The sequence below is a fragment of the Pontibacillus yanchengensis Y32 genome (assembly GCF_000770635.1).
GTDB classification, from domain to species: domain Bacteria; phylum Bacillota; class Bacilli; order Bacillales; family BH030062; genus Pontibacillus; species Pontibacillus yanchengensis.
Genome location: NZ_AVBF01000069.1, coordinates 1 through 18,902 on the forward strand (window position 1 = coordinate 1; position 18,902 = coordinate 18,902).

Here is an 18,902-nt window from a genome sequence, read left to right on the forward strand (position 1 = left end):
TTCATACCCAGATTTATCTCGAATCCAAGTCTTCAAGATAATGGGGCTAGTATGGAATATCAAAAGAGGAAAATAAAAACAGAGGGGAGCCCCCTCTGCTTCTTAGTTATTATGAATACGATTTGTAATGTCTACAGTACGTTTTGCTTGATGTTTAACAGCAGCTTCTACGTCTTCTTGCATGTTTCCTTCCCCATCTACAGTGACGCTTGTTCCGTAAGGGTTACCACCTGCTCCGAATATGGAGTTATCTGAATAACCAGGAGCTGCTACGATTGCACCCCAGTGGAACATAGTGGTGTAAAGGTTGGTGATTGTTTGCTCTTGGCCACCATGAGGGTTCTGAGCTGAAGACATTGCACTCACGACTTTGTTCACTAGCTTACCTTGGAACCATAAACCGCCAGCTGCATCTAAGAAGCTTTTTACTTGGCCAGGTACATTACCAAAACGTGTCGGTACAGAGAAGATATATCCATCAGCCCACTCAAGGTCATCATTAGTAGCTTCTGGAACATCCTTGGTAGCTTCCAGATGCTCTTTCCAGGCTGGATTTTGTTCGATCGCTTCTTGCGGTGCATTTTCAGGTACTTTAAGTACCTTAACTTCCGCACCAGCTTCTTTGGCTGCTTCTTCTGCCCACTTTGCTAGTTTGTAGTTTGTGCCAGTTGAACTGTAATAAATAATTGCCAGTTTTGCCATTGTAAACATCGCTCCTTTAATCACATATCATTGTGTAGTATTACCTTTCTGAATAAGACTCATTCAAAAGGATACTTACATAATATACCCATGATTTATTTATTTCAAAACTAAGAATTTCAATTTCGAGATATTTTACATTCTTATAAATTTAACATCATTGGGTAAGATGAAAACAAGCTCGATTTCCACCCTACCCTTATGATACATATTTTATTAGAAGACAAAAAGAAAGCTGACCCCAACTGGAGTCAGCATCTAAGTATGATTAAATCACTAGTTCATAATATTGTGGGAATGTCCAATAAGAATCTCTCCAACCACGTTGTACAGCTAATTCTTCAAAGGAATTTGCATGACTGTCAAAAAATTTAATAATAGCTTCTTCCACATTTTCCTCTGAAGGATTGTATTGTAATAAGACTGGCTTTGAGAATTTCATCCCACGAACAGAGCCTTCAATAATGACGGTTTCTTTAATCATGTTGACCACCCCTTCTGTTTTATATCCAAAAAACGAGCGTTCGATGTACACTGTCATAATAAAATATTATCAATGAATTCTTATATTATTTCCTTACCCCTTTATTACAAAAGATAACCTTAAATTCCAAATTATGAGGTTGACAAAGGATAATTTGGGCATTTCTGCCCATTGAAAGCATAGTTGAGTTAGGGAAACATCCTTTTCCTTAAACAATACAGATGCTCTTATGAACCTTTTTTTCTCTAGACCCAGTCATATTGCTTTTGGTAAGCTAAAGATTGCTAAAGAGAGCTAACGGAGGATTGAACCATGAATGAGTATGATAAGTTAAAAAAAGGTGAACAAGGGGCTTGGCTCAGTATAGGTGCGTACTTGATTCTTTCAGTAGTGAAACTAATTATAGCCTATGCAGGAAATTCAGAAGCTCTACGTGCAGATGGTCTAAATAATGTAACAGACGTGGTCGCCTCCCTAGCCGTCTTAATCGGACTAAAAATTTCGCGAAAACCACCCGATCGGGACCATCACTATGGACATTTTCGTGCAGAAACAATCGGCTCCCTCATTGCAGCCTTCATTATGATGACGATTGGTTTACAGGTATTGTATGAAACAGTTATTAAACTATGGGAAGGATCTAATGATCAGCCTAGTATGCTTACTGCTTGGACCGCACTTGGAGGAGCAATTGTCATGTATGGGGTTTATCAGTATAACCTTAGGCTTTCTAAGCAAATTGATAGCCACTCCCTTTATGCAGCAGCTCAGGACAATCGTTCTGACGCATTAGTAAGTATTGGGGCTTTTATAGGTATTATTGGGGCACAGTTCGGAGCGTTTTGGTTAGACCCTGTAGCAGGATTTATAGTAGGAATCATAATATGTAAAACAGCTTACGAAATTTTCAGTGATGCAACACATGCCTTAACAGATGGTATAGATGAACAATTGCTAGATGACGTAAAGCATACTATTGCTAAGGACCCGGATGTTAAACGAGTAGAAGATGTAAAGGCAAGGCTACTAGGTAATCAAGTGCTTGTAGATGCAACCATCCATGTTGCCCCTGACCTTAGTGTAAAAGAAAGCCATGATATTACCGATAGAATTGAAGAGACACTCGAAGAAGTTCATCACATCAAGCATACTCAAATTCATATCGAACCTTATCAAGAATAGATATCTATCAGTATCATTATGATAAAATATAGTAAAGAACGTCATTCAACTTACGTGGTAGTTTTGTTTTATTTGAATTAATATGATGTAATATATAAGTGAAAGAGTGAGTAAAAGATGACAAAGAAAAATTTATACACGCTATCCCTATTGGTTTTAGCGCTTTTAATTTTGTCAACAGTTCTAAATTATAACTCTTTTCATTATGCAAAAAGCGCTTGTATCGAGAACAATATGACGCCAACAGTCGATAAAAGCTTTTTAGCAATTAATTGGAGTGTTTCTTGTAAGTAAATACTAATTTAACTATAAAAAAAGAGCATTGAATTCAAAAAACAATTCAGTGCTCTTTTTATATTTTATCTTTAATAAACTTCTCATTTATACAGAAGATACATCTTCACTTACATAGCCATCTTATTAAGTTGTTCTTCCAATACATCCATTCGCTTCCATCCATAAGCTGTTTCTTGATAGGTACCTTTCCCTATGGTCACTTCTTCTGCTTCAACAGGAGTAGCACCAAACTTTTCATAAAAGCGCTTATAAGGGTTTTGAGTCAGCACCCAGACCAAAATTGACTCGTACCCTTCTTCCTTCATATTCTCTACGAATGACTTAAACAGTTGTGTTCCATACCCTTTTCCCTGATATTGGTCAAGTAAGTATATCGCATAAATCTCTCCATCGTACCCATAGCGTTTTGTCCGCTCTTTTCCACCTGAAATAAATCCAACAATTTCACCCTGTTCAGTCTCTGCAAGAAGAACGGTTTGACCATTGATCTGTTTTGTTAAAACAGTCTCCCATAATGTAATGCGGTTTTCGACATTCAAGCTTTGAATATATTCTTCTTCAATCACGTGTTGATAAGTAGATTGCCAGCTGGAGACATGAACATGGGCAATCGCTTCAGCATCTTTAAGTTGGGCTTTTCGAATCTTCATCGTAAAGTTCCCCCTTTTCTCGTTCCTTAACGTATGTATATGCATAGGAAAGCTTGTCTATTTTAACTTCCTGAATGTTGTATATACTCATCCTAATTTTAGCTATCTTAAATCTCACCGTATGTATAAGAGTACATTTTTTGTACAACTAAATTAAGCGAAAGAACGTCACCCTCAGATGACGTCCTCTATCATTATTGACATGAGAATGAAGAAATACGGTCTGTATCGATACCGAAGTAAACCCATCTTTGTTGGCTTCTTCTCCAACGATACCCAGCTACTGATGTTCTTCCAATAAAGGTTGGATAATACCAAAACGCTCTACCATTATTTAACCGAACCCACGTATAACGATATAAACATCCTCTCAAAGCTCCTGGGTCTACTGCAAATAAGCCTGGCTGACCATATCCTGCTTGTTGCCCTTGACCAAATGGAGGTGAAGATGGTGGTGGCCCTGGAGGACCGAATCCTCCCTGCCCTGAAGGTGGTCCAAATGGGGGTTGCCCACCTCCACCTTGACCTGGTGGCGGTCCTGGAGGTCCAAATTGCTGTTGGCCTGGAAACCCTCCACCTCCTCCGCCAGGAAAAAGAAGCTGACCTAGCCAATCAAATTGATTTTGACGCGGATCATACATCACAAATGTATCCCCTTCCCGTTATGAATTCTCTACACTATATGCAAGAACCCAAAACGTGTGACAAATGACTAGAGGACAGTATTGAAGATAAAAACAGTAATAATTGCTCCTAACACCACAATAATGGTATTAATTTTAAAAAAGGCAAGCACTGCTGCTACCAGTCCACCAATAACACCTATATAAGGCTTTCCTTCAATCACTCCGGTAATCCATGGAAAAATGAGTGCCCCTAATGCTGCATACGGAATAGCATTTAACCATCGACTCACCCACTTTGGATAGACCCATTTATCGACTACGAAAGCGGGTAAAAACCTTGGTATCATCGTAACAACAGCCATCCCTATAATAATTGCTATCATTCCTCCACCTCCTCTTGAGGAAGAAGCCAGATTCCACTTGCCCCCGCTAGTATAGTGGCCAGCACGATGGACCATCCTTGATTTCCTGTAATCTTATAAGCTATATAATTCAACATCATACTTAGAACTGCAATTAGGCCAATCCGCCATTCATTGCGGACAGAAGGAATCAACAAGGCTATAAACATGGCATAAAGTGCAATTCCCATACTCTGACTTAACGCGTCAGGAATAACCTCTCCCAACAAACCTCCTGCTAATGATCCAAGTATCCAAGCAAAATACGATACTAGAATCATAGACGCATAAAACCACATCCCACCTTTTTTCTGACCTTCCTTTGGGTATAAAGAGGCTACAGAGAAGGTTTCATCTGTCAGACCTAATGAAATAGGAATTTTCCATTTTAATGAAGCAGAACGTAATCGATTCATTATCGAGAAGCTCATCACAAAATGCCTTAAGTTTAAAACAAACGTAGCAAGAACAATTTCAACAAATAAAGCACCAGCATTCATCATGCTTACAGCCACAAATTGTGCAGCACCAGCAAAGACGAAAACACTCATCAATGTAATTTCTGTTAGAGAGAGACCCGCTTGCTTAGCAAGGACACCATATGTAATTCCGATTGGTAAATAACCAAATACAATCGGCAGCGCAGCAAATGCACCTCTATGAACAAAATACATAGCAGAAGTGTTTTGATCTACAGAATGTACTGTGTTGGTTTGCAAACCCATTCCCTCCTCGGCCTATAATTTTATTCATTATATAGTAGTTCACTTCGTTTTGAGAAGAGATAAATGATGGAGATTAACACTACTATAAATTATATACTAATTCATAGAGTGATTTCCAAATTTTTGTTATTGTATATAATAACAAAATACAAAGGGGATATTGAAATGAGTGAATTAGTTCGATATAGCCTCATTATATTATTTATTTCCCTACTTATCTTTGGTCCTAAAAAGAATAAACCGATGGAAATAGGGATTATACTTGCTGTGTTCTTCGGAGGTATTTATTTTTTTGCTGACAAAACCATGCCCTCCTATATCTACCTCTCCTCAATAGGGATCTGCATGTTTATTTATGGATGGATTCGATACAAAAGAGAAAATAGTAAAGGGAAGACAAATGATAGGAAATGATAGTTCACCTTTTGATTCAAAAGTAAAAGGTTCCATATCTAATAGAGTTAACGAATCCGTAGTCCTTCTTGCAAGAGAGAATAAGGAATTTATTTTAATCAATCAATACCGAGCGCCTTTAGATGATTATATTATCCAATTACCTGGAGGCGGAGTAGAAGAGCAAGAAAATCTTGAAGATGCGGTAAGAAGAGAATTTCAAGAGGAAACAGGCTATGAGTGTGGTGTAGTTCATTATTTAGGAAGCATGGTCCCAGCGGCCTGGTACTCAAATGAAGTGACACATGCGTACTACACTGAAGAGATTCTCGATCAAGGGATTCAGCGTACAGAATCACATGAATATATCCAAATTCAAAGACTCACGATACAAGACTGTCTTTCAAAAATTAAAGAGAATACAATCCACGATTCCGAATTATGTTATGCGGTCCTTCAAGCCCATATCAAGGGCTATATTGAAATAGGAGTACATAATTAACTAGATTTTCTTAGTATAAATCCTACTTATTTTTAATAGACTAATAACAAAAATAGTTAGGATGGATTACCATGAAAGAACCAGAATATTTACTAACGTATAATGCTAGTAGCTATGAGTGGTTTGATAGTGAAGAAGAGATGAAGGAATTTGTGGAAGAAAACGACCTTACCTCGTACGAAGCACTGTATATTCCACAAGCCTATGAAGTAGAAATAGAAGACTGAGTGTGAAAGATGAGTAGATTAGCATTTTGATTGTACAAAAAAGAGGGGGGACCCCCCTCTTTTTTTATTAAGAAAATACATATTTCGAGTCCTACATTCCTAGCTTTAGCATGTTTCTTTAATCATTTGCTACTACAAAATGATCACTAAGCTGATCTCTAAGCGCCCTCTTCAGAAATTTTCCTACTGAAGTTTTGGGAATCTCTTTCATAAACACAATATCATCGGGCAACCACCATTTAGCGAATTGAGGCTTTAGAAAATCATATATCTCTTGTTTGGAGGCATGAGTTCCTTCATGCAACACGACACATGCAAGTGGTCGTTCTTGCCATTCTTCGTGAGGTACTGCAATAACAGATGCCTCAAATACAGCTTCGTGAGCCATTAGTGCGTTCTCCAAATCTACTGAGGAAATCCATTCACCGCCACTCTTGATTAAATCTTTGGTACGGTCCACTATCTTAATCGTTCCTTCTTCATCTACTGTTACGACATCACCTGTATGGAGCCAGCCATCTACAAAGGCTTGGGAACTACGATCATCTTGATAATACTCGTCAGCTATCCATGGGCCTCTAAGTAAGAGCTCACCCATTTCCTGTCCGTCCCAGTTGATTTCCCCATCTTTTCCAATGACTTTCATTTCCACACCTGGTACCATTGTTCCCTGTTTAGACCGAATCTCTAGACGTTCTTCTTCTTCAAGGTCTGTTTGATAACTTTTTAACCTAGAAAGAGATACAAGAGGCGTTGTTTCCGTCATACCATAAGCATGAATGAACGGGATATTATATTTAGACTCAAATGCTTGAATCATACCTTTTGGAGCTGCGGAGCCTCCACATAAGACAGCTCGTAAACTGCTTGTATCGTAATCACCTGTATCTAATTCTCTTAGTAAGCCAAGCCAAATGGTAGGGACACCAGCTGATAAAGTTACCTTTTCAGATTCAATGAGCTCGGCTAGTGCTTGAGGTGTAAATTGAGGTCCTGGCATGACTTGAGTGGTTCCAAACCATACTGCTGCAAACGGCAACCCCCAGGCATTCGCATGGAACATAGGAACAACAGGCATCGTTACATCAGATTCAGACACAGCTGCACTATCGGCTAATCCTAGCGCCATGCTATGTAGGACAATTGATCGGTGAGAATAAACAACACCTTTTGGATTACCAGTTGTAGCTGACGTAAAGCACATGCCCGCAGGAGCATTCTCATCGATATCTTTTTTAAAGTCATAGGAGGCATCGGCACCTTCTAATAGCTTTTCATAATGATAGACTGGAGCTAAGCTTGTGTCAGGTAGCTCTTCCTGATCTGTCATAACGACATATGCTTCAACAGTATTTAGTTCATCTTGAACCGCTTCTATCAAAGGTAATAAATCTGCATCAATGAGCAACACACGATCTTCTGCATGATTTACAATATAAGAGATATGCTGTCCTGCAAGACGTATATTTATCGTATGAAGGACTGCTCCCATTCCTGGAATACCAAAATACGCTTCCAAATGACGGTGGTGGTTCCAAGCAAATGTACCTACCTTGTCTCCTTCTTGAACTCCAAGCTTCTCTAATGCATGAGATAACTTTCTAGTACGCAATCCAAGTTCCTTATAGTTCATTCGATGGATACCATCTAATGTTCGGGAAATAACTTGTTTCTTAGGAAAATACGTTTCCGCTCTTTCCATCATCATCGGCAATGTTAACGGTACATTCATCATTTTGAATCGTCCTTTCATCTAATGATTGATATGTTTACCATTCATCCAAACCTTCATTACGTACTTCCTTTGTTCCGAAAGCTTTTACGACATGGAACCAGCTTTGAACTGCTCTCTCAATAAGAATTTTTGAATTTTTCCACTTGCGTTACGAGGTAATTCATCTACGAATACATACCTTCTCGGACGTTTATAATTCGATAAATCCTCACTTGCTTTACAGTAATCATCTAACTCTTTGTCTGTCACACTCTCATCTTTTTTCACGACTACTGCTACAACAGATTCGCCCCAAAATTCATGAGGTTCCCCAAGTACAGCAACATCAAGTACACCAGGGTGAGCATGTAAAAGATCCTCCACTTCTCGTGGATAGATGTTTTCTCCGCCGCTAATAACCATGTCACGCACTCGATCCGCTACAAACAAATATTGCTCTTCATCCATAAAGCCTAAATCACCAGAGAAATACCATCCATCACGTAAGACCTCAGCTGTAGCTTCCGGTCGTTTGAAATATTCCCTCATCATCGATGGTCCTCTGACGATGATTTCACCCACTTCACCAGGCTCAGCAATATCTTCAGCATCTGATAATCCTGATTCACTTGTCTTTACGACTCTAACTTCATGGTTAAAGCACGCACGTCCTGCTGACCCGGCTTTGGATAGCTGCTCTTCTTTATCTAAGAACGTAATCGCTGGTCCCATTTCTGTCATCCCATATGCCTGTACTAGATCAATTCCTAACTTGTCTTTACATGCAGAAACCAAAGCAGGAGCCATAGGTGCCGCTCCATATAGCCCAACTTTTAATGACTCTAAGTTATACTGAGATAAGTCTTCTTGAAGAAGCATATTCCACATCGTTGGCGCTGCAAAGAAACAACTTATCTTTTCTTCTTCGATGTTAGCGAGTACTTGTTTAGGATCAAAATGGTGCATAATAACATTTGTACTTCCGACATGAACACGAGGTAAAAAGCAGCAGTGCAATTCTGCACAATGAAACATTGGCGCTGTTACTAAGCCACGATCATGCTGAGATAGTCCAAGCTGCGCAATGGTTCCAAGGCTTTGTTCCACCATATCTCTATGACGGTGTACAACCCCTTTTGGTCTTCCTGTCGTTCCGCTAGTGTACATGATTGCATAATCGTCATCTTCACTAACTTCAATATCAGGTTTCACCTTTGGTGCTTGTTGCACTCGTTCGTGATAATTCACAGCATAAGCTGGAGGTTGGGAATCAATGAACCAAAACGATACCTCTGGATGGTTTTCCTGGATAGAAGCTACAACTGGCTCTAGCACTTTCTCAAAAATAACCACTTTAGGTTCTGCATCCTTCAAAATGAAATCGACTTCTTTTGGCTCTAATCTAAAATTAATCGGATTAAAGATTGCTCCTATACGTGAACATGCAAAAAGCGTTGTTCCTAGCTCGTGCGTATTAAACATAAACGTAGAAACACGATCTCCTTTTTCAACACCAGCTGCACGTAATGCATTCGCTAATTGATTCACTTCTTGTTGCCATTCTCCAAAACTTAAGCGCTTATTCTTCGTTAAATCAACCAGGGCTTCTTTGTTCACATTCTTCTTAACGGTTAAGTCAAACATTTGATCCAATGTAAGATACACACATTTCCCTCCTTAGATAAGTAAACGCTTTCATAAAATAACAGGATTTCTCCCTCTGCACTTGTAGACAAAGGGGTTAGAACATAAACACACAATCCTATATACTATATTAGGTTTTAGATCGCTTAATTCCTGCAACTATGGGTAAATTTTCATAATTTTTCGTTTATTCTAATGAACGTTGTAAAGGATCTTCAGCTTCCACTTTCGGATACACGTTTGGATGAAGCAAATAAGCTAATTTTTGCAAGCCAAACAATAGCCTTGGTGATGGACGACAAAATAGAGCTTCTTCTAACGGGTAAATTCGATTGTATTGAACAGCACTCATCTGTTCCCAGCCTGGTCGTTTCTTTATCAGATCAGGTTTCATTTTCTTCTCCGCAACTCCAACCCAGGCCATACATATCACATCAGGATTAAGCTCTAGTACTTTATCCCACTTTGTTTGTATGCTAGCTTGCTCAATATGGCTATATACATTTTCGGCTCCAGCAAGTCGGCTGATTTCCGTAAGCCAATTCGTTCCTCCTGGAGTGAAAATGGGTTTTGGCCACCATTCCCAATACACTTTTGGCTTTTCTTCTATCGTTTCAGCTAATTGCTTATATTCTTGAATTAGATTACGAAACTGGTCTACCACATAATGAGCATGTTCAGACACACCCGTATGTTCGCCAACTTTTAGTAAATCTTCAGCGATATCCTCTAATGAATTAGGATTTAAAATGATATGAGGAAGATTACGATTGTTTAATTCCTCTATGTTCTTTTCCATACCAGGTACACTTAACGAAGCCAAGACAAGATCAGGCTGAAGCTCCTCCACTTTATCCATATCTATTGATAAATCAGGACCTAATTGTGGTAATTCCTTCACTTCTTCTGGCCAATCTGACCACTGATCTACCCCTACAAGTTGATCCATTAACCCTAGGTACGCAACCAACTCCGTATTACTCGGGCAAATTGATACTATTCTCATTCCTTCACCTCCCAATATAATTCCTTTGTTACTCCCATACCTGCATTCGATCATGTAATGTAGCAGAATGTAATTCCAAAACCGTGCCATCAGGGTCGAGAAAATTAATCGTCCAACCTCCTCCACGTTTTGTGGGACCTCGAGTAATGGTTACCTGTTGTTCTATCAAATACGTAGCAGCCTCGTGAAAATTAATTTCGTTAATAGTGAACGCTACATGATCGAATCCTATTTGATTTTGTGATGACTCAACATAAGAAGAACGTTCCTGGAGACACACCCACGCTTTTCCCCACTCCAGATAAGCGTCATAGTTTCCTTTGTGAATAAGATCCATTCCTAGCATATCCACGTAAAAGGCTAACGACTGACTGAGATTACTTACATTGATTGTGATATGATTAAACCCTTCTACCTTCATATAAACACCCTTATATTTTTCATACTATTATAACATTTTATAAAAAACTGATAGAATAAGAGAAATTACAAAAGGAGGCTACATAATGAACATTATTGCTATGGGTGGTGGTGGATTCTCTCAAGAACCAGACAACCCTAAACTAGACCGTTATATACTAAACCAATCCGCACAAATCAACCCAAAAATATGTTTCATCCCTACTGCCAGCGGAGATGCAGAAGATTATATACAACGCTTCTATGAGTTTTTTGAAAAGGAAAATTGTGAGCCTACTCATCTTTCCTTACTACAACAAACTATTGCAGATAAAGAAGCTTTTTTGTTATCGCAAGACATTATTTATGTAGGAGGAGGGAACACTCGAAATTTAATCGCATTATGGAAAGAATGGGGATTAGACATAATTCTGCGAAAAGCCTTAGACCAAGGTATCATACTTGCGGGAATTAGTGCTGGTGCTATTTGTTGGTTTGAGGAAGGGCTGTCTGACTCCGTACCTGGTGAATGGACCATCGTTCGTACTCTTGGATTTTTACAAGGAAGCTTATGTCCTCACTATGACGGAGAATCAGAGAGGCAATATCATTACCGTACCTTTATAGAAAATGGTACCATGAAGCCTGGCTATGCCCTTGATGATGGTGCTGCCCTTCACTTTGTAGGGAACACCCTTCATGCAGCCATAGCTTCACGACCAAAAGCAACTGCTTATAAAGTAACACTTGATAATCATGAAATTACCGAAAAACCGTTTGATATGGATTATCTATAAATATAAGAAGGAAGCCTTTCATAAGGCTTCCTTCTATTTAAATCACACTATCTTATCCTACGTACATATGTACCTTTTTCTGACTTTAATTTTGCCTTGTTTGTCTCATACTTCACACTTTCACTTAAGGAGGAAATTCGTTGAAGACTTTTACTTTCAGTTATTACAAATGGATCTATGTAACGTAATTTGCTCTTTTGATGATAATCATAAAGCTGCTCATCCTCTATGACAGTAATATCTGTTTGTAATCCATTTAAGAGAGTGGATAGCTTATCATCACTTTTTTGGCGAATTAGATCTAATACCTCGTCATCTTGTAATAGGAAATCCTCGGTTGTGATAACATGCTTCTCAAGTGCAACTTTCAATAGCTGCTTTAACTGTTGGGAACCATACACATTGAGGGGATGCATAAAGAAATCGATGACTTCCCTATAAAACAATCGAACAAACCATTCTGCTACGTGAGTGTTAGTTAAATATAAGTTATTACCATCGAACTGTAAGCTTTGAAGAAAGTCATCTATTTCCTTTTTACTTAACCCTTGGTAGTGATACATATCGCGTAGCGTATAGTCAACTCGGTCGGCACATAAATCTGGTAATGGTTGTTCTAGAATTCGCCAATTTGATTCATCTAGGATAGGCTCTATATCAAATCCATGTTTTTCGATAATGGAGGGAATATCAGATTGATAGATGATTTCCTTAAAAATATGTTCATGGTAGTCTTCTTTTTCCTCCTCCATCACATAATCAATCACATGCGAAAACGCAGTATGCGATACATCATGTAAGAGTCCAGCTATCTGTTCTTCTAATGATCCTCCCATTTTTCGAATAAACAACATTACACCAACTGAATGTTCATAACGAGTGACATTCCATTTCTCATTAACTAGATAACTTCCCCCTCCTTGATGAACTCCTTTCAACCGTTGAATGGAACTAGTTTCTATTAATTCTTTGAGGACTGGCTCTTGAATAGTAAACGTGCCATAGATATCATCTTCAATAATCACTCTGTGCCTCCTAAAACTGTCATGTTCTGTATTTTCTGCTATGATTAGCGTATCATATGTTACCGATATTGATGTGAATCAAAATAGAGATTTCTCTCGTACATATAGGTGTAAGTTTAAAAAAGGTGGGTGCCCATGATTCAGTTTCAGAATGTAACGAAAAGCTATTCAGGTGATAAAAAAGCAGTTGATCAATTAAACCTAACAATCCCAGATGGGAAAATCTTTGGTTTCTTAGGCCCAAATGGAGCAGGTAAATCAACTACGATAAAAATGTTAACTGGCATTCTTCCCATAGATGAAGGAACCATTACAATCAACAGTTTTGATATCTCTAAGCATCCCTTAGAGGCAAAGAAAACATTTGGATATGTACCAGACAGCCCAAATATGTTTTTAAGGTTAAAAGGGATTGAATACTTAAATTTCATTGGAGATGTTTACGACATACCAACAGATCAACGCAAGGAAAAAATCGAATACCTTACGAAAGAGTTTGGGATATATGAAGTGCTAAATGATGCGATTCAAACTTACTCTCATGGTATGAGACAAAAAGTTATCGTCAGTGGGGTACTATTGCATGACCCAGATGTATGGATTTTAGACGAGCCTCTTACAGGATTAGACCCAAAATCGTCTTACAAATTGAAAGAGATGATGAGAGAGCATGCCCGAAAAGGAAAGACTGTTTTCTTTTCCACCCACGTTCTTGAAGTGGTGGAGCAATTGTGTGATCAAGTTGCCATTATCAATAATGGAAAACTTGAATTCACAGGACAAATGGATGATATGCGTGAGAAGTTTAATACAGAAGGGTCTCTTGAGCAACTCTTCCTGGAGTTGACCAATCATGAATAAGACCCTCCTTCTCTTTAAAACAATGGTGAAGATGCACTTTTCCATGGTTGGAAAAGATGAAAAGTTCAAGTTTAATGTATTTATCATTAGTATCGCACTGATTCCTATCGGTATTATGTGGATGTTCTTATTAAATACAATTATATCTTCCTTATATCTAGTATTAGAACCAACAGGACATGAATCTATCATTATCGCAACCGGACTTGTTCTAACTGGCATTCTTTTATTATTCACAAGTATTCCATCTATACTTTCTTCTTTCTATTTTGCAGAGGATATTGAAGATTACTTAGCCATGCCATTTCACCCTTATCAGCTCGTAATTGGGAAATCCTTAGCGCCATTACTTACCATTTACGGACTATCAGCGGTAATTATTGTACCCATTCTATTTTTCTATGGTCTTGCTTCCGGAGGTGGTATATTATTCGCTTTAAACGGCTTTCTAACCTTCATTTTCTTTCCGCTGATTCCATTCATCTTATCGTCACTAATGGTGATGGTACTTATGCGGTATGCCAACATATCCAAGAATAAAGATCGAACCAAGCTTGTTGCTGGTATGTTCTCTCTTTTCTTAATTGTAGGTTTTAATGTCATCATTCGTCTGAACCAGGATACAGAGCAACTTTCTCAAGGCTTTGCAACATGGGTGGAGCAACAGGATCAATTATTATGGAATTTCACCAAATTCCTGCCGAATGTTTATGCAGCAACCAATGCTCTTGAGGTGGAGGTATGGTGGCACAGCATCCTATTTCTAATCCTATTTTTACTCATCACAGTTATTGCAATGGCACTGTTTATTGTTTTTGGACAACGTTTTTATTATCAAGGAGTACTTGGCATAGCTGGAGGTGGAAAAGGGAAGAAAGTTGCAAATATAGAAACAAGAACCTCATCACGTTCTATTCTTTGGTCTTATACAATCAAAGAGCTTAAAACAATCATACGTACACCAGCGTTCTTTATGAACTGTGTAATCAATAGTTTGTTTGCACCTTTTTTCATCTTTATTATGATGTTCATTGATGAAAATATAGGTGCTATGGCTGATACACTTCAGAGCATTGCTCCCAAAAGCATTCTATTAGCCATGTTTTTATTTTCCCTCTTTGTATTAGGGACCAATGCAACGGCAACCTCTTCCATATCTCGTGAAGGCACGAACTGGTTCACCAACTTATATATGCCTATTCAACCGAAAACCATTCTGTATGGAAAGTTATTAGCTGCTTGGATTGTAGAATTCGTTTCTATTGTTTTATTACTCATTCTATTTGGATTCGTCATCAATGTCCCTATAATTGTCCTCCTTCTTTGGTTAATCTTAGTTATAGGTGGTAGTTGGATTAGTAATTTAATAGGAGTGTATATTGATATTTATAATCCAAAGTTAAACTGGAACGATGAACAACAGGTTTTCAAATCAAGATTTGCACCATTACTAAGTTTACTCATATTGTTTTTCGGTTTCGGAACACTGGTATTATCTTTATGGTTCCTTCCTTTCGTGACAAACGTATGGATAACTTTCTTGATCCTAAGTATTGTAATTGGAGCTTCTATTTATTTCACGCAACGAAAATTAATACAGACCGTTCATAATCAATTCATGTATATTATGGAAAAGTAGTAACGAAAGGAGCAATAACAGTGGTAGATTACAAGAGACTTGATGCAACAGATGCAAAAGCGTATTGGAATTTACGATTAGAAGCACTTCAGCAAGAACCTAGTGCTTTTCTAACTACGTACGAAGATGCCATAAAACGGGAAAACCCAATAGATAGTACAGCTGAACGTTTAAACGACGACATTAATTATAATATTGGCGCTTACCAAGAAGGTCACCTACTAGGAGTGGCAACTCTAGTCCCTGAATCACAGCAAGGACTTGATCATATAGGAAATGTATTCGCCATGTATGTAACACCTTCCGCAAGAGGAAAAGGCATTGGCAAAGAACTGATTCAACGATGCATGGAATATGGCAAGCACATTGGCCTGGAGCAATTGCAACTCACAGTAGTGGCTACAAATGAACCAGGCATAGCCTTATATACATCATGTGGCTTCGAGAAATATGGATACAAAAAACAAGCTATCAAACGTGGAGAGGGACAATATATAGATGAATTATTAATGAATAATTTTCTTGAATAAAAGCTCATGTGCTTCTTATTCAAGAAAACATTTTAATCTGGAAGACTTGGATTCGAGATAATTTGGGTTAGGTGGATCCGATGCTTAATGAGGGTTAGGGAAGGGTGGGAAACGGCTCGCCTCCTGCCGGCGGCCCTACACGACGTAGGGTCGCCGGCAGGACGCGAGTTGTTCCACGGCCACCTTTATTCCATTTAAAGAAACGGAAACATCTCTCACCCCCAATATATCTCGAATTCAAGTCTTCAATATAATGGTGCTTATATGGTAGAACATAAAACTAGTTCATTATTATATCAAAATCAAACTTTAACAAAGCCTTATATAAAAAAAATCGAGCTAATCGCTCGATTTTTTAGTAGTATCATTATTATTTAACTATCATGACAGGGCATTTTGCTCCATGAGCTACTTTATGAGAAACGCTTCCAAGCACTACTTCTTGAAATGTATTCAATCCACGGCTCCCCATAACAACAACGTCATATTGCTCATCATTTGCATAATGAACAATCTCTGGACCAGGCTCACCTTTTAAGAGTTTATAGTCAAAGGAGACGCCTTTTTGTTCCACAATTTCTTCTACAGGACGAACTCGTTCATGACGTAATTCTTCTAAGTACGTACTACTACGCCCCTCAGCAATAACATCATGCTTTGAGGAAGCTGGATCGACAACGTACACGATGGTAATCGTTGCATCCGGCTCAATTGTTGCTAGATGAGCAGCATGATGTGCTGCACGAGTAGCATGATCCGAACCATCTGCTGCTAATAATATCTTTTTATACACGAAAATTTCCTCCTTACTAACCATATATTTTTCCTTCATTCTATCATGATTAAACACGTACTTACCTCAGAATTAAAAATTCAGACAAAAAAATGTCATTTTTATGGTTTTGGCATCTATAAACAAGCAATTAAGAGATATTTAAAGCATGTTCTTAATTTATGCGCTTACATGCCATTATTTGATTTTCTATCTTCGTGTTATAATCTTTCTCGTTGCAATCGGTTATGACTTTCGGCGAGTTCGAAAGTCGCTCTAAGAAATTAATAAAATAGAAAGAGGTGCTAAATTGAACCTAGAAACAATTAAACAACAGTGGTTCGGTAATGTGAAGGCAGATGTCCTTGCAGGTATAGTTGTGGCACTAGCCCTTATCCCTGAAGCGATTGCTTTCTCCATTATCGCAGGTGTAGATCCAATGGTAGGGTTGTATGCTTCATTTTGTATTGCTGTAGTCATTGCTTTCATTGGTGGTCGACCTTCCATGATATCTGCTGCAACAGGCGCGATGGCCTTGTTGATGGTTACATTGGTAGCCAATCATGGATTAGAATACTTGCTTGCCGCTACAATCCTAACCGGAATTATTCAATTCATTTTTGGTGTATTGAAGGTTGGACGTTTTATGAAGTTCATTCCTAGATCGGTAATGGTAGGATTCGTAAACGCACTAGGTATTTTAATCTTCATGTCCCAGCTTGATTACTTCGAAGGTGCTGGCATGGCAATGTATCTAATGGTAGCTGGATCGTTAGCAATCATTTACATCTTCCCTTATATTACTAAAGCTGTTCCTGCTCCACTTGTAGCGATTGTTGTAATGACAATCATTGCAGTAACAACAGGTGTTGGAGTGCAAACGGTAGGGGATATGGGAAATCTAACATCAAAACTACCTGTCTTCCTTATTCCTGAGATTCCACTAACATTTGAAACATTACAGATTATCTTCCCTTATTCTATTGCACTTGCAGTAGTTGGACTACTTGAGTCTCTGTTAACAGCTCAAATTGTAGATGATATGACGGATACTCCAAGTGATAAGAACAAAGAAGCAAGAGGTCAAGGTATTGCCAACGTTGTAACTGGATTCTTTGGCGGAATGGCTGGCTGTGCGATGATTGGTCAATCCGTTATTAATGTGAAATCTGGTGGACGTGGCCGCCTTTCTACTTTAGTAGCAGGCGTGTTCTTAATGGTACTTATCATCTTGCTGAAAGATGTTCTTGTACAAATTCCGATGGCTGCCCTTGTTGGGGTTATGATCATGGTATCAATAGGTACATTTGATTGGTCATCATTAACAAAACTTCATGTAATGCCTAAATCAGATGCAGCCGTTATGATTGTGACAGTAGCAACCGTTGTCTACACTCACGACTTATCTAAAGGTGTACTTGCAGGTGTTATCTTAAGCGCAATCTTCTTCGTGGCAAAAATCTCTAACATTCATGTAGAGAAAACACTCGACGCAGAACGTAGTCGTCGTATGTATGTGGTTAAAGGCGAAATGTTTTTCGCTTCCGTATCAGACATGCCAGATGAGTTCGATTATCAAGAAGAAAATGCCGAGAACATTGTAATTGACTTTAGCAAAACCCACGTTTGGGATGACTCAGCTGTAGGAGCAATTGATAAAGTCGTTATGAAATTTAAAGAACAAGGTAAAAATGTTGAAATTATCGGTCTAAACGAAGATAGTTCTTCCCTTGTAAATAAATTGGCTGTTCATGATAAAGGTAACCAATAAAAGAATAAAAGAGGTAGCGCCAGATTACTGAAGTGCAAGCTGCCCTTTTTTGGTAAGTTCATTTAAATCCCTGCATAAAGTTATGCAAAAAACAAAAGTTTTTATAATTACCAATAAAACAGGGAAAGACCCCAGTCATCCAATGACTGGGGTCTTTTATATAGTACATTTTAGGAGGTACCAATTGTTAACGCTTTCAAATTATGTTTTAAAATAAATGATCAACTAACAGTGCCAATAACGTGACGGCCAATGTTCCATAATTAAACAAAAAGTTATTTGTCTCTTGCTCACTAACCTTCTCTTGAACTTCTGTTAATGCTTGTTTACGCAATTTGGACTCTTGCATATTAGAATCACCGCTTTGTAAACGTTTTCATTTATTGTTTATATAATATCATATACTAAATTTTCTGACAAGTGTATGAGTGAAAAATATTTTAGTTTCTAAGATATTATCTCTCTCCTATACGAGTTGGAGATATGTGTTCCATGTTTATTCCAAAATAGCCCCATTATCTTGAAGACTTGGATTCGAGATATTATGGATTAGAG

Annotated in this window: 22 protein-coding genes; 9 read left to right on the forward strand and 13 right to left on the reverse strand. The window is 38.3% G+C overall.

Annotation, left to right across the window (positions count from 1 at the left end; genetic code table 11):
• Positions 1–102 precede the first annotated feature (102 nt).
• Entirely contained in the window at positions 103–702 is a 600-nt protein-coding gene (wrbA, locus tag N782_RS17320; RefSeq protein WP_036823213.1) for an NAD(P)H:quinone oxidoreductase, read from the reverse strand.
• Between the two features lie 268 nt (positions 703–970).
• The gene (locus N782_RS17325) at positions 971–1,186 is read right to left on the reverse strand and encodes a hypothetical protein (RefSeq protein WP_036823216.1); all 216 of its coding nucleotides are present in this window, start codon (positions 1,184–1,186) and stop codon (positions 971–973) included.
• A gap of 312 nt (positions 1,187–1,498) precedes the next feature.
• On the opposite strand from N782_RS17325, the gene N782_RS17330 reads away from it, so the two are divergent.
• On the forward strand, positions 1,499–2,368 hold the full coding sequence (locus N782_RS17330) for a cation diffusion facilitator family transporter (protein WP_036823219.1): 870 nt from the start codon (positions 1,499–1,501) through the stop codon (positions 2,366–2,368).
• A gap of 404 nt (positions 2,369–2,772) precedes the next feature.
• On the opposite strand, the gene N782_RS17335 is transcribed toward N782_RS17330, so the two are convergent.
• From N782_RS17335 to N782_RS17350, 4 genes are all read right to left on the reverse strand, one after another.
• On the reverse strand, positions 2,773–3,315 hold the full coding sequence (locus N782_RS17335) for a GNAT family N-acetyltransferase (RefSeq protein ID WP_036823223.1): 543 nt from the start codon (positions 3,313–3,315) through the stop codon (positions 2,773–2,775).
• 194 nt (positions 3,316–3,509) lie between these two features.
• Positions 3,510–3,956 carry a hypothetical protein gene (locus tag N782_RS17340; protein ID WP_036823226.1) on the reverse strand — a complete coding sequence of 149 codons (447 nt, stop codon included), beginning with the start codon at positions 3,954–3,956 and terminating at the stop codon, positions 3,510–3,512.
• 71 nt (positions 3,957–4,027) lie between these two features.
• Positions 4,028–4,324: an AzlD domain-containing protein gene (locus N782_RS17345; RefSeq protein ID WP_036823229.1), complete on the reverse strand. Its 297-nt coding sequence runs from the start codon at positions 4,322–4,324 to the stop codon at positions 4,028–4,030.
• Positions 4,321–5,061, reverse strand: a complete 741-nt coding sequence (locus N782_RS17350) for an AzlC family ABC transporter permease (protein ID WP_237582685.1) — start codon at positions 5,059–5,061, stop codon at positions 4,321–4,323. The genes N782_RS17345 and N782_RS17350 overlap by 4 nt, the downstream gene beginning before the upstream one ends.
• Positions 5,062–5,232: 171 nt before the next feature.
• Between N782_RS17350 and N782_RS17355 the strand changes: the two genes are divergently transcribed.
• The 3 genes from N782_RS17355 to N782_RS21635 all read left to right on the forward strand — a co-directional run bounded on the left by N782_RS17355 (position 5,233) and on the right by N782_RS21635 (position 6,189).
• Positions 5,233–5,481: a hypothetical protein gene (locus tag N782_RS17355; protein ID WP_152600802.1), complete on the forward strand. Its 249-nt coding sequence runs from the start codon at positions 5,233–5,235 to the stop codon at positions 5,479–5,481.
• Positions 5,468–5,962 (forward strand): NUDIX hydrolase, encoded by a 495-nt coding sequence (locus N782_RS17360; protein ID WP_084103149.1) that lies wholly within the window; start codon positions 5,468–5,470, stop codon positions 5,960–5,962. The genes N782_RS17355 and N782_RS17360 overlap by 14 nt, the downstream gene beginning before the upstream one ends.
• A 71-nt stretch (positions 5,963–6,033) precedes the next feature.
• A complete protein-coding gene (locus tag N782_RS21635) occupies positions 6,034–6,189 on the forward strand; it encodes a hypothetical protein (RefSeq protein ID WP_161783133.1) in 156 nt (51 codons plus the stop codon).
• Positions 6,190–6,307: 118 nt separating this feature from the next.
• On the opposite strand, the gene N782_RS17365 is transcribed toward N782_RS21635, so the two are convergent.
• The 4 genes from N782_RS17365 to N782_RS17380 all read right to left on the reverse strand — a co-directional run bounded on the left by N782_RS17365 (position 6,308) and on the right by N782_RS17380 (position 10,974).
• Positions 6,308–7,924 (reverse strand): long-chain fatty acid--CoA ligase, encoded by a 1,617-nt coding sequence (locus N782_RS17365; RefSeq protein ID WP_036823237.1) that lies wholly within the window; start codon positions 7,922–7,924, stop codon positions 6,308–6,310.
• Between the two features lie 84 nt (positions 7,925–8,008).
• Positions 8,009–9,568 carry a fatty acid--CoA ligase gene (locus N782_RS17370; protein ID WP_036823240.1) on the reverse strand — a complete coding sequence of 520 codons (1,560 nt, stop codon included), beginning with the start codon at positions 9,566–9,568 and terminating at the stop codon, positions 8,009–8,011.
• A 166-nt stretch (positions 9,569–9,734) separates the two neighbouring features.
• The gene (locus tag N782_RS17375) at positions 9,735–10,553 is read right to left on the reverse strand and encodes a cobalamin-binding protein (RefSeq protein WP_036823243.1); all 819 of its coding nucleotides are present in this window, start codon (positions 10,551–10,553) and stop codon (positions 9,735–9,737) included.
• A 28-nt stretch (positions 10,554–10,581) separates the two neighbouring features.
• Positions 10,582–10,974, reverse strand: coding sequence for a VOC family protein (locus tag N782_RS17380; protein ID WP_036823245.1), 393 nt, complete (start codon positions 10,972–10,974; stop codon positions 10,582–10,584).
• Positions 10,975–11,056: 82 nt separating this feature from the next.
• Here N782_RS17380 and N782_RS17385 point away from each other — a divergent pair, with 82 nt between their 5' ends.
• Entirely contained in the window at positions 11,057–11,749 is a 693-nt protein-coding gene (locus tag N782_RS17385) for a Type 1 glutamine amidotransferase-like domain-containing protein (protein ID WP_152600803.1), read from the forward strand.
• A gap of 47 nt (positions 11,750–11,796) precedes the next feature.
• Here the strand turns inward: N782_RS17385 and N782_RS17390 are convergent, their stop codons facing one another.
• Positions 11,797–12,774, reverse strand: a complete 978-nt coding sequence (locus N782_RS17390) for an HD domain-containing protein (RefSeq protein ID WP_036823250.1) — start codon at positions 12,772–12,774, stop codon at positions 11,797–11,799.
• 135 nt (positions 12,775–12,909) lie between these two features.
• Between N782_RS17390 and N782_RS17395 the strand changes: the two genes are divergently transcribed.
• The 3 genes from N782_RS17395 to N782_RS17405 are packed head-to-tail and all read left to right on the forward strand — an operon-like array spanning position 12,910 to position 15,804.
• Positions 12,910–13,635 carry an ABC transporter ATP-binding protein gene (locus tag N782_RS17395; protein ID WP_036823254.1) on the forward strand — a complete coding sequence of 242 codons (726 nt, stop codon included), beginning with the start codon at positions 12,910–12,912 and terminating at the stop codon, positions 13,633–13,635.
• Positions 13,628–15,274: a hypothetical protein gene (locus N782_RS17400; protein WP_036823256.1), complete on the forward strand. Its 1,647-nt coding sequence runs from the start codon at positions 13,628–13,630 to the stop codon at positions 15,272–15,274. Before N782_RS17395 ends, N782_RS17400 begins: the two co-directional genes overlap by 8 nt.
• Positions 15,275–15,294: 20 nt before the next feature.
• A complete protein-coding gene (locus N782_RS17405) occupies positions 15,295–15,804 on the forward strand; it encodes a GNAT family N-acetyltransferase (RefSeq protein WP_036823257.1) in 510 nt (169 codons plus the stop codon).
• A gap of 370 nt (positions 15,805–16,174) precedes the next feature.
• On the opposite strand, the gene N782_RS17410 is transcribed toward N782_RS17405, so the two are convergent.
• Positions 16,175–16,597 (reverse strand): universal stress protein, encoded by a 423-nt coding sequence (locus N782_RS17410; RefSeq protein WP_036823259.1) that lies wholly within the window; start codon positions 16,595–16,597, stop codon positions 16,175–16,177.
• A 289-nt stretch (positions 16,598–16,886) separates the two neighbouring features.
• Here N782_RS17410 and N782_RS17415 point away from each other — a divergent pair, with 289 nt between their 5' ends.
• The gene (locus N782_RS17415) at positions 16,887–18,347 is read left to right on the forward strand and encodes a SulP family inorganic anion transporter (protein ID WP_036823261.1); all 1,461 of its coding nucleotides are present in this window, start codon (positions 16,887–16,889) and stop codon (positions 18,345–18,347) included.
• A gap of 208 nt (positions 18,348–18,555) precedes the next feature.
• Here the strand turns inward: N782_RS17415 and N782_RS21640 are convergent, their stop codons facing one another.
• A complete protein-coding gene (locus N782_RS21640) occupies positions 18,556–18,696 on the reverse strand; it encodes a hypothetical protein (protein ID WP_161783134.1) in 141 nt (46 codons plus the stop codon).
• Positions 18,697–18,902: the final 206 nt, after the last annotated feature.

What these genes read in the sequence shown, in the direction of transcription:
- N782_RS17340 (WP_036823226.1), bottom strand. Translation starts at nt 3,956, where the DNA reads ATGTATGATCCGCGTCAAAATCAATTTGATTGGCTAGGTCAGCTTCTT.
- N782_RS17335 (WP_036823223.1), bottom strand. Translation starts at nt 3,315, where the DNA reads ATGAAGATTCGAAAAGCCCAACTTAAAGATGCTGAAGCGATTGCCCAT.
- N782_RS17400 (WP_036823256.1), top strand. Translation starts at nt 13,628, where the DNA reads ATGAATAAGACCCTCCTTCTCTTTAAAACAATGGTGAAGATGCACTTT.
- N782_RS17380 (WP_036823245.1), bottom strand. Translation starts at nt 10,974, where the DNA reads ATGAAGGTAGAAGGGTTTAATCATATCACAATCAATGTAAGTAATCTC.
- N782_RS17365 (WP_036823237.1), bottom strand. Translation starts at nt 7,924, where the DNA reads ATGATGAATGTACCGTTAACATTGCCGATGATGATGGAAAGAGCGGAA.
- N782_RS17325 (WP_036823216.1), bottom strand. Translation starts at nt 1,186, where the DNA reads ATGATTAAAGAAACCGTCATTATTGAAGGCTCTGTTCGTGGGATGAAA.
- N782_RS17360 (WP_084103149.1), top strand. Translation starts at nt 5,468, where the DNA reads ATGATAGGAAATGATAGTTCACCTTTTGATTCAAAAGTAAAAGGTTCC.
- N782_RS21635 (WP_161783133.1), top strand. Translation starts at nt 6,034, where the DNA reads ATGAAAGAACCAGAATATTTACTAACGTATAATGCTAGTAGCTATGAG.
- N782_RS21640 (WP_161783134.1), bottom strand. Translation starts at nt 18,696, where the DNA reads ATGCAAGAGTCCAAATTGCGTAAACAAGCATTAACAGAAGTTCAAGAG.
- N782_RS17375 (WP_036823243.1), bottom strand. Translation starts at nt 10,553, where the DNA reads ATGAGAATAGTATCAATTTGCCCGAGTAATACGGAGTTGGTTGCGTAC.
- N782_RS17395 (WP_036823254.1), top strand. Translation starts at nt 12,910, where the DNA reads ATGATTCAGTTTCAGAATGTAACGAAAAGCTATTCAGGTGATAAAAAA.
- N782_RS17355 (WP_152600802.1), top strand. Translation starts at nt 5,233, where the DNA reads ATGAGTGAATTAGTTCGATATAGCCTCATTATATTATTTATTTCCCTA.
- N782_RS17345 (WP_036823229.1), bottom strand. Translation starts at nt 4,324, where the DNA reads ATGATAGCAATTATTATAGGGATGGCTGTTGTTACGATGATACCAAGG.
- N782_RS17330 (WP_036823219.1), top strand. Translation starts at nt 1,499, where the DNA reads ATGAATGAGTATGATAAGTTAAAAAAAGGTGAACAAGGGGCTTGGCTC.
- wrbA (WP_036823213.1), bottom strand. Translation starts at nt 702, where the DNA reads ATGGCAAAACTGGCAATTATTTATTACAGTTCAACTGGCACAAACTAC.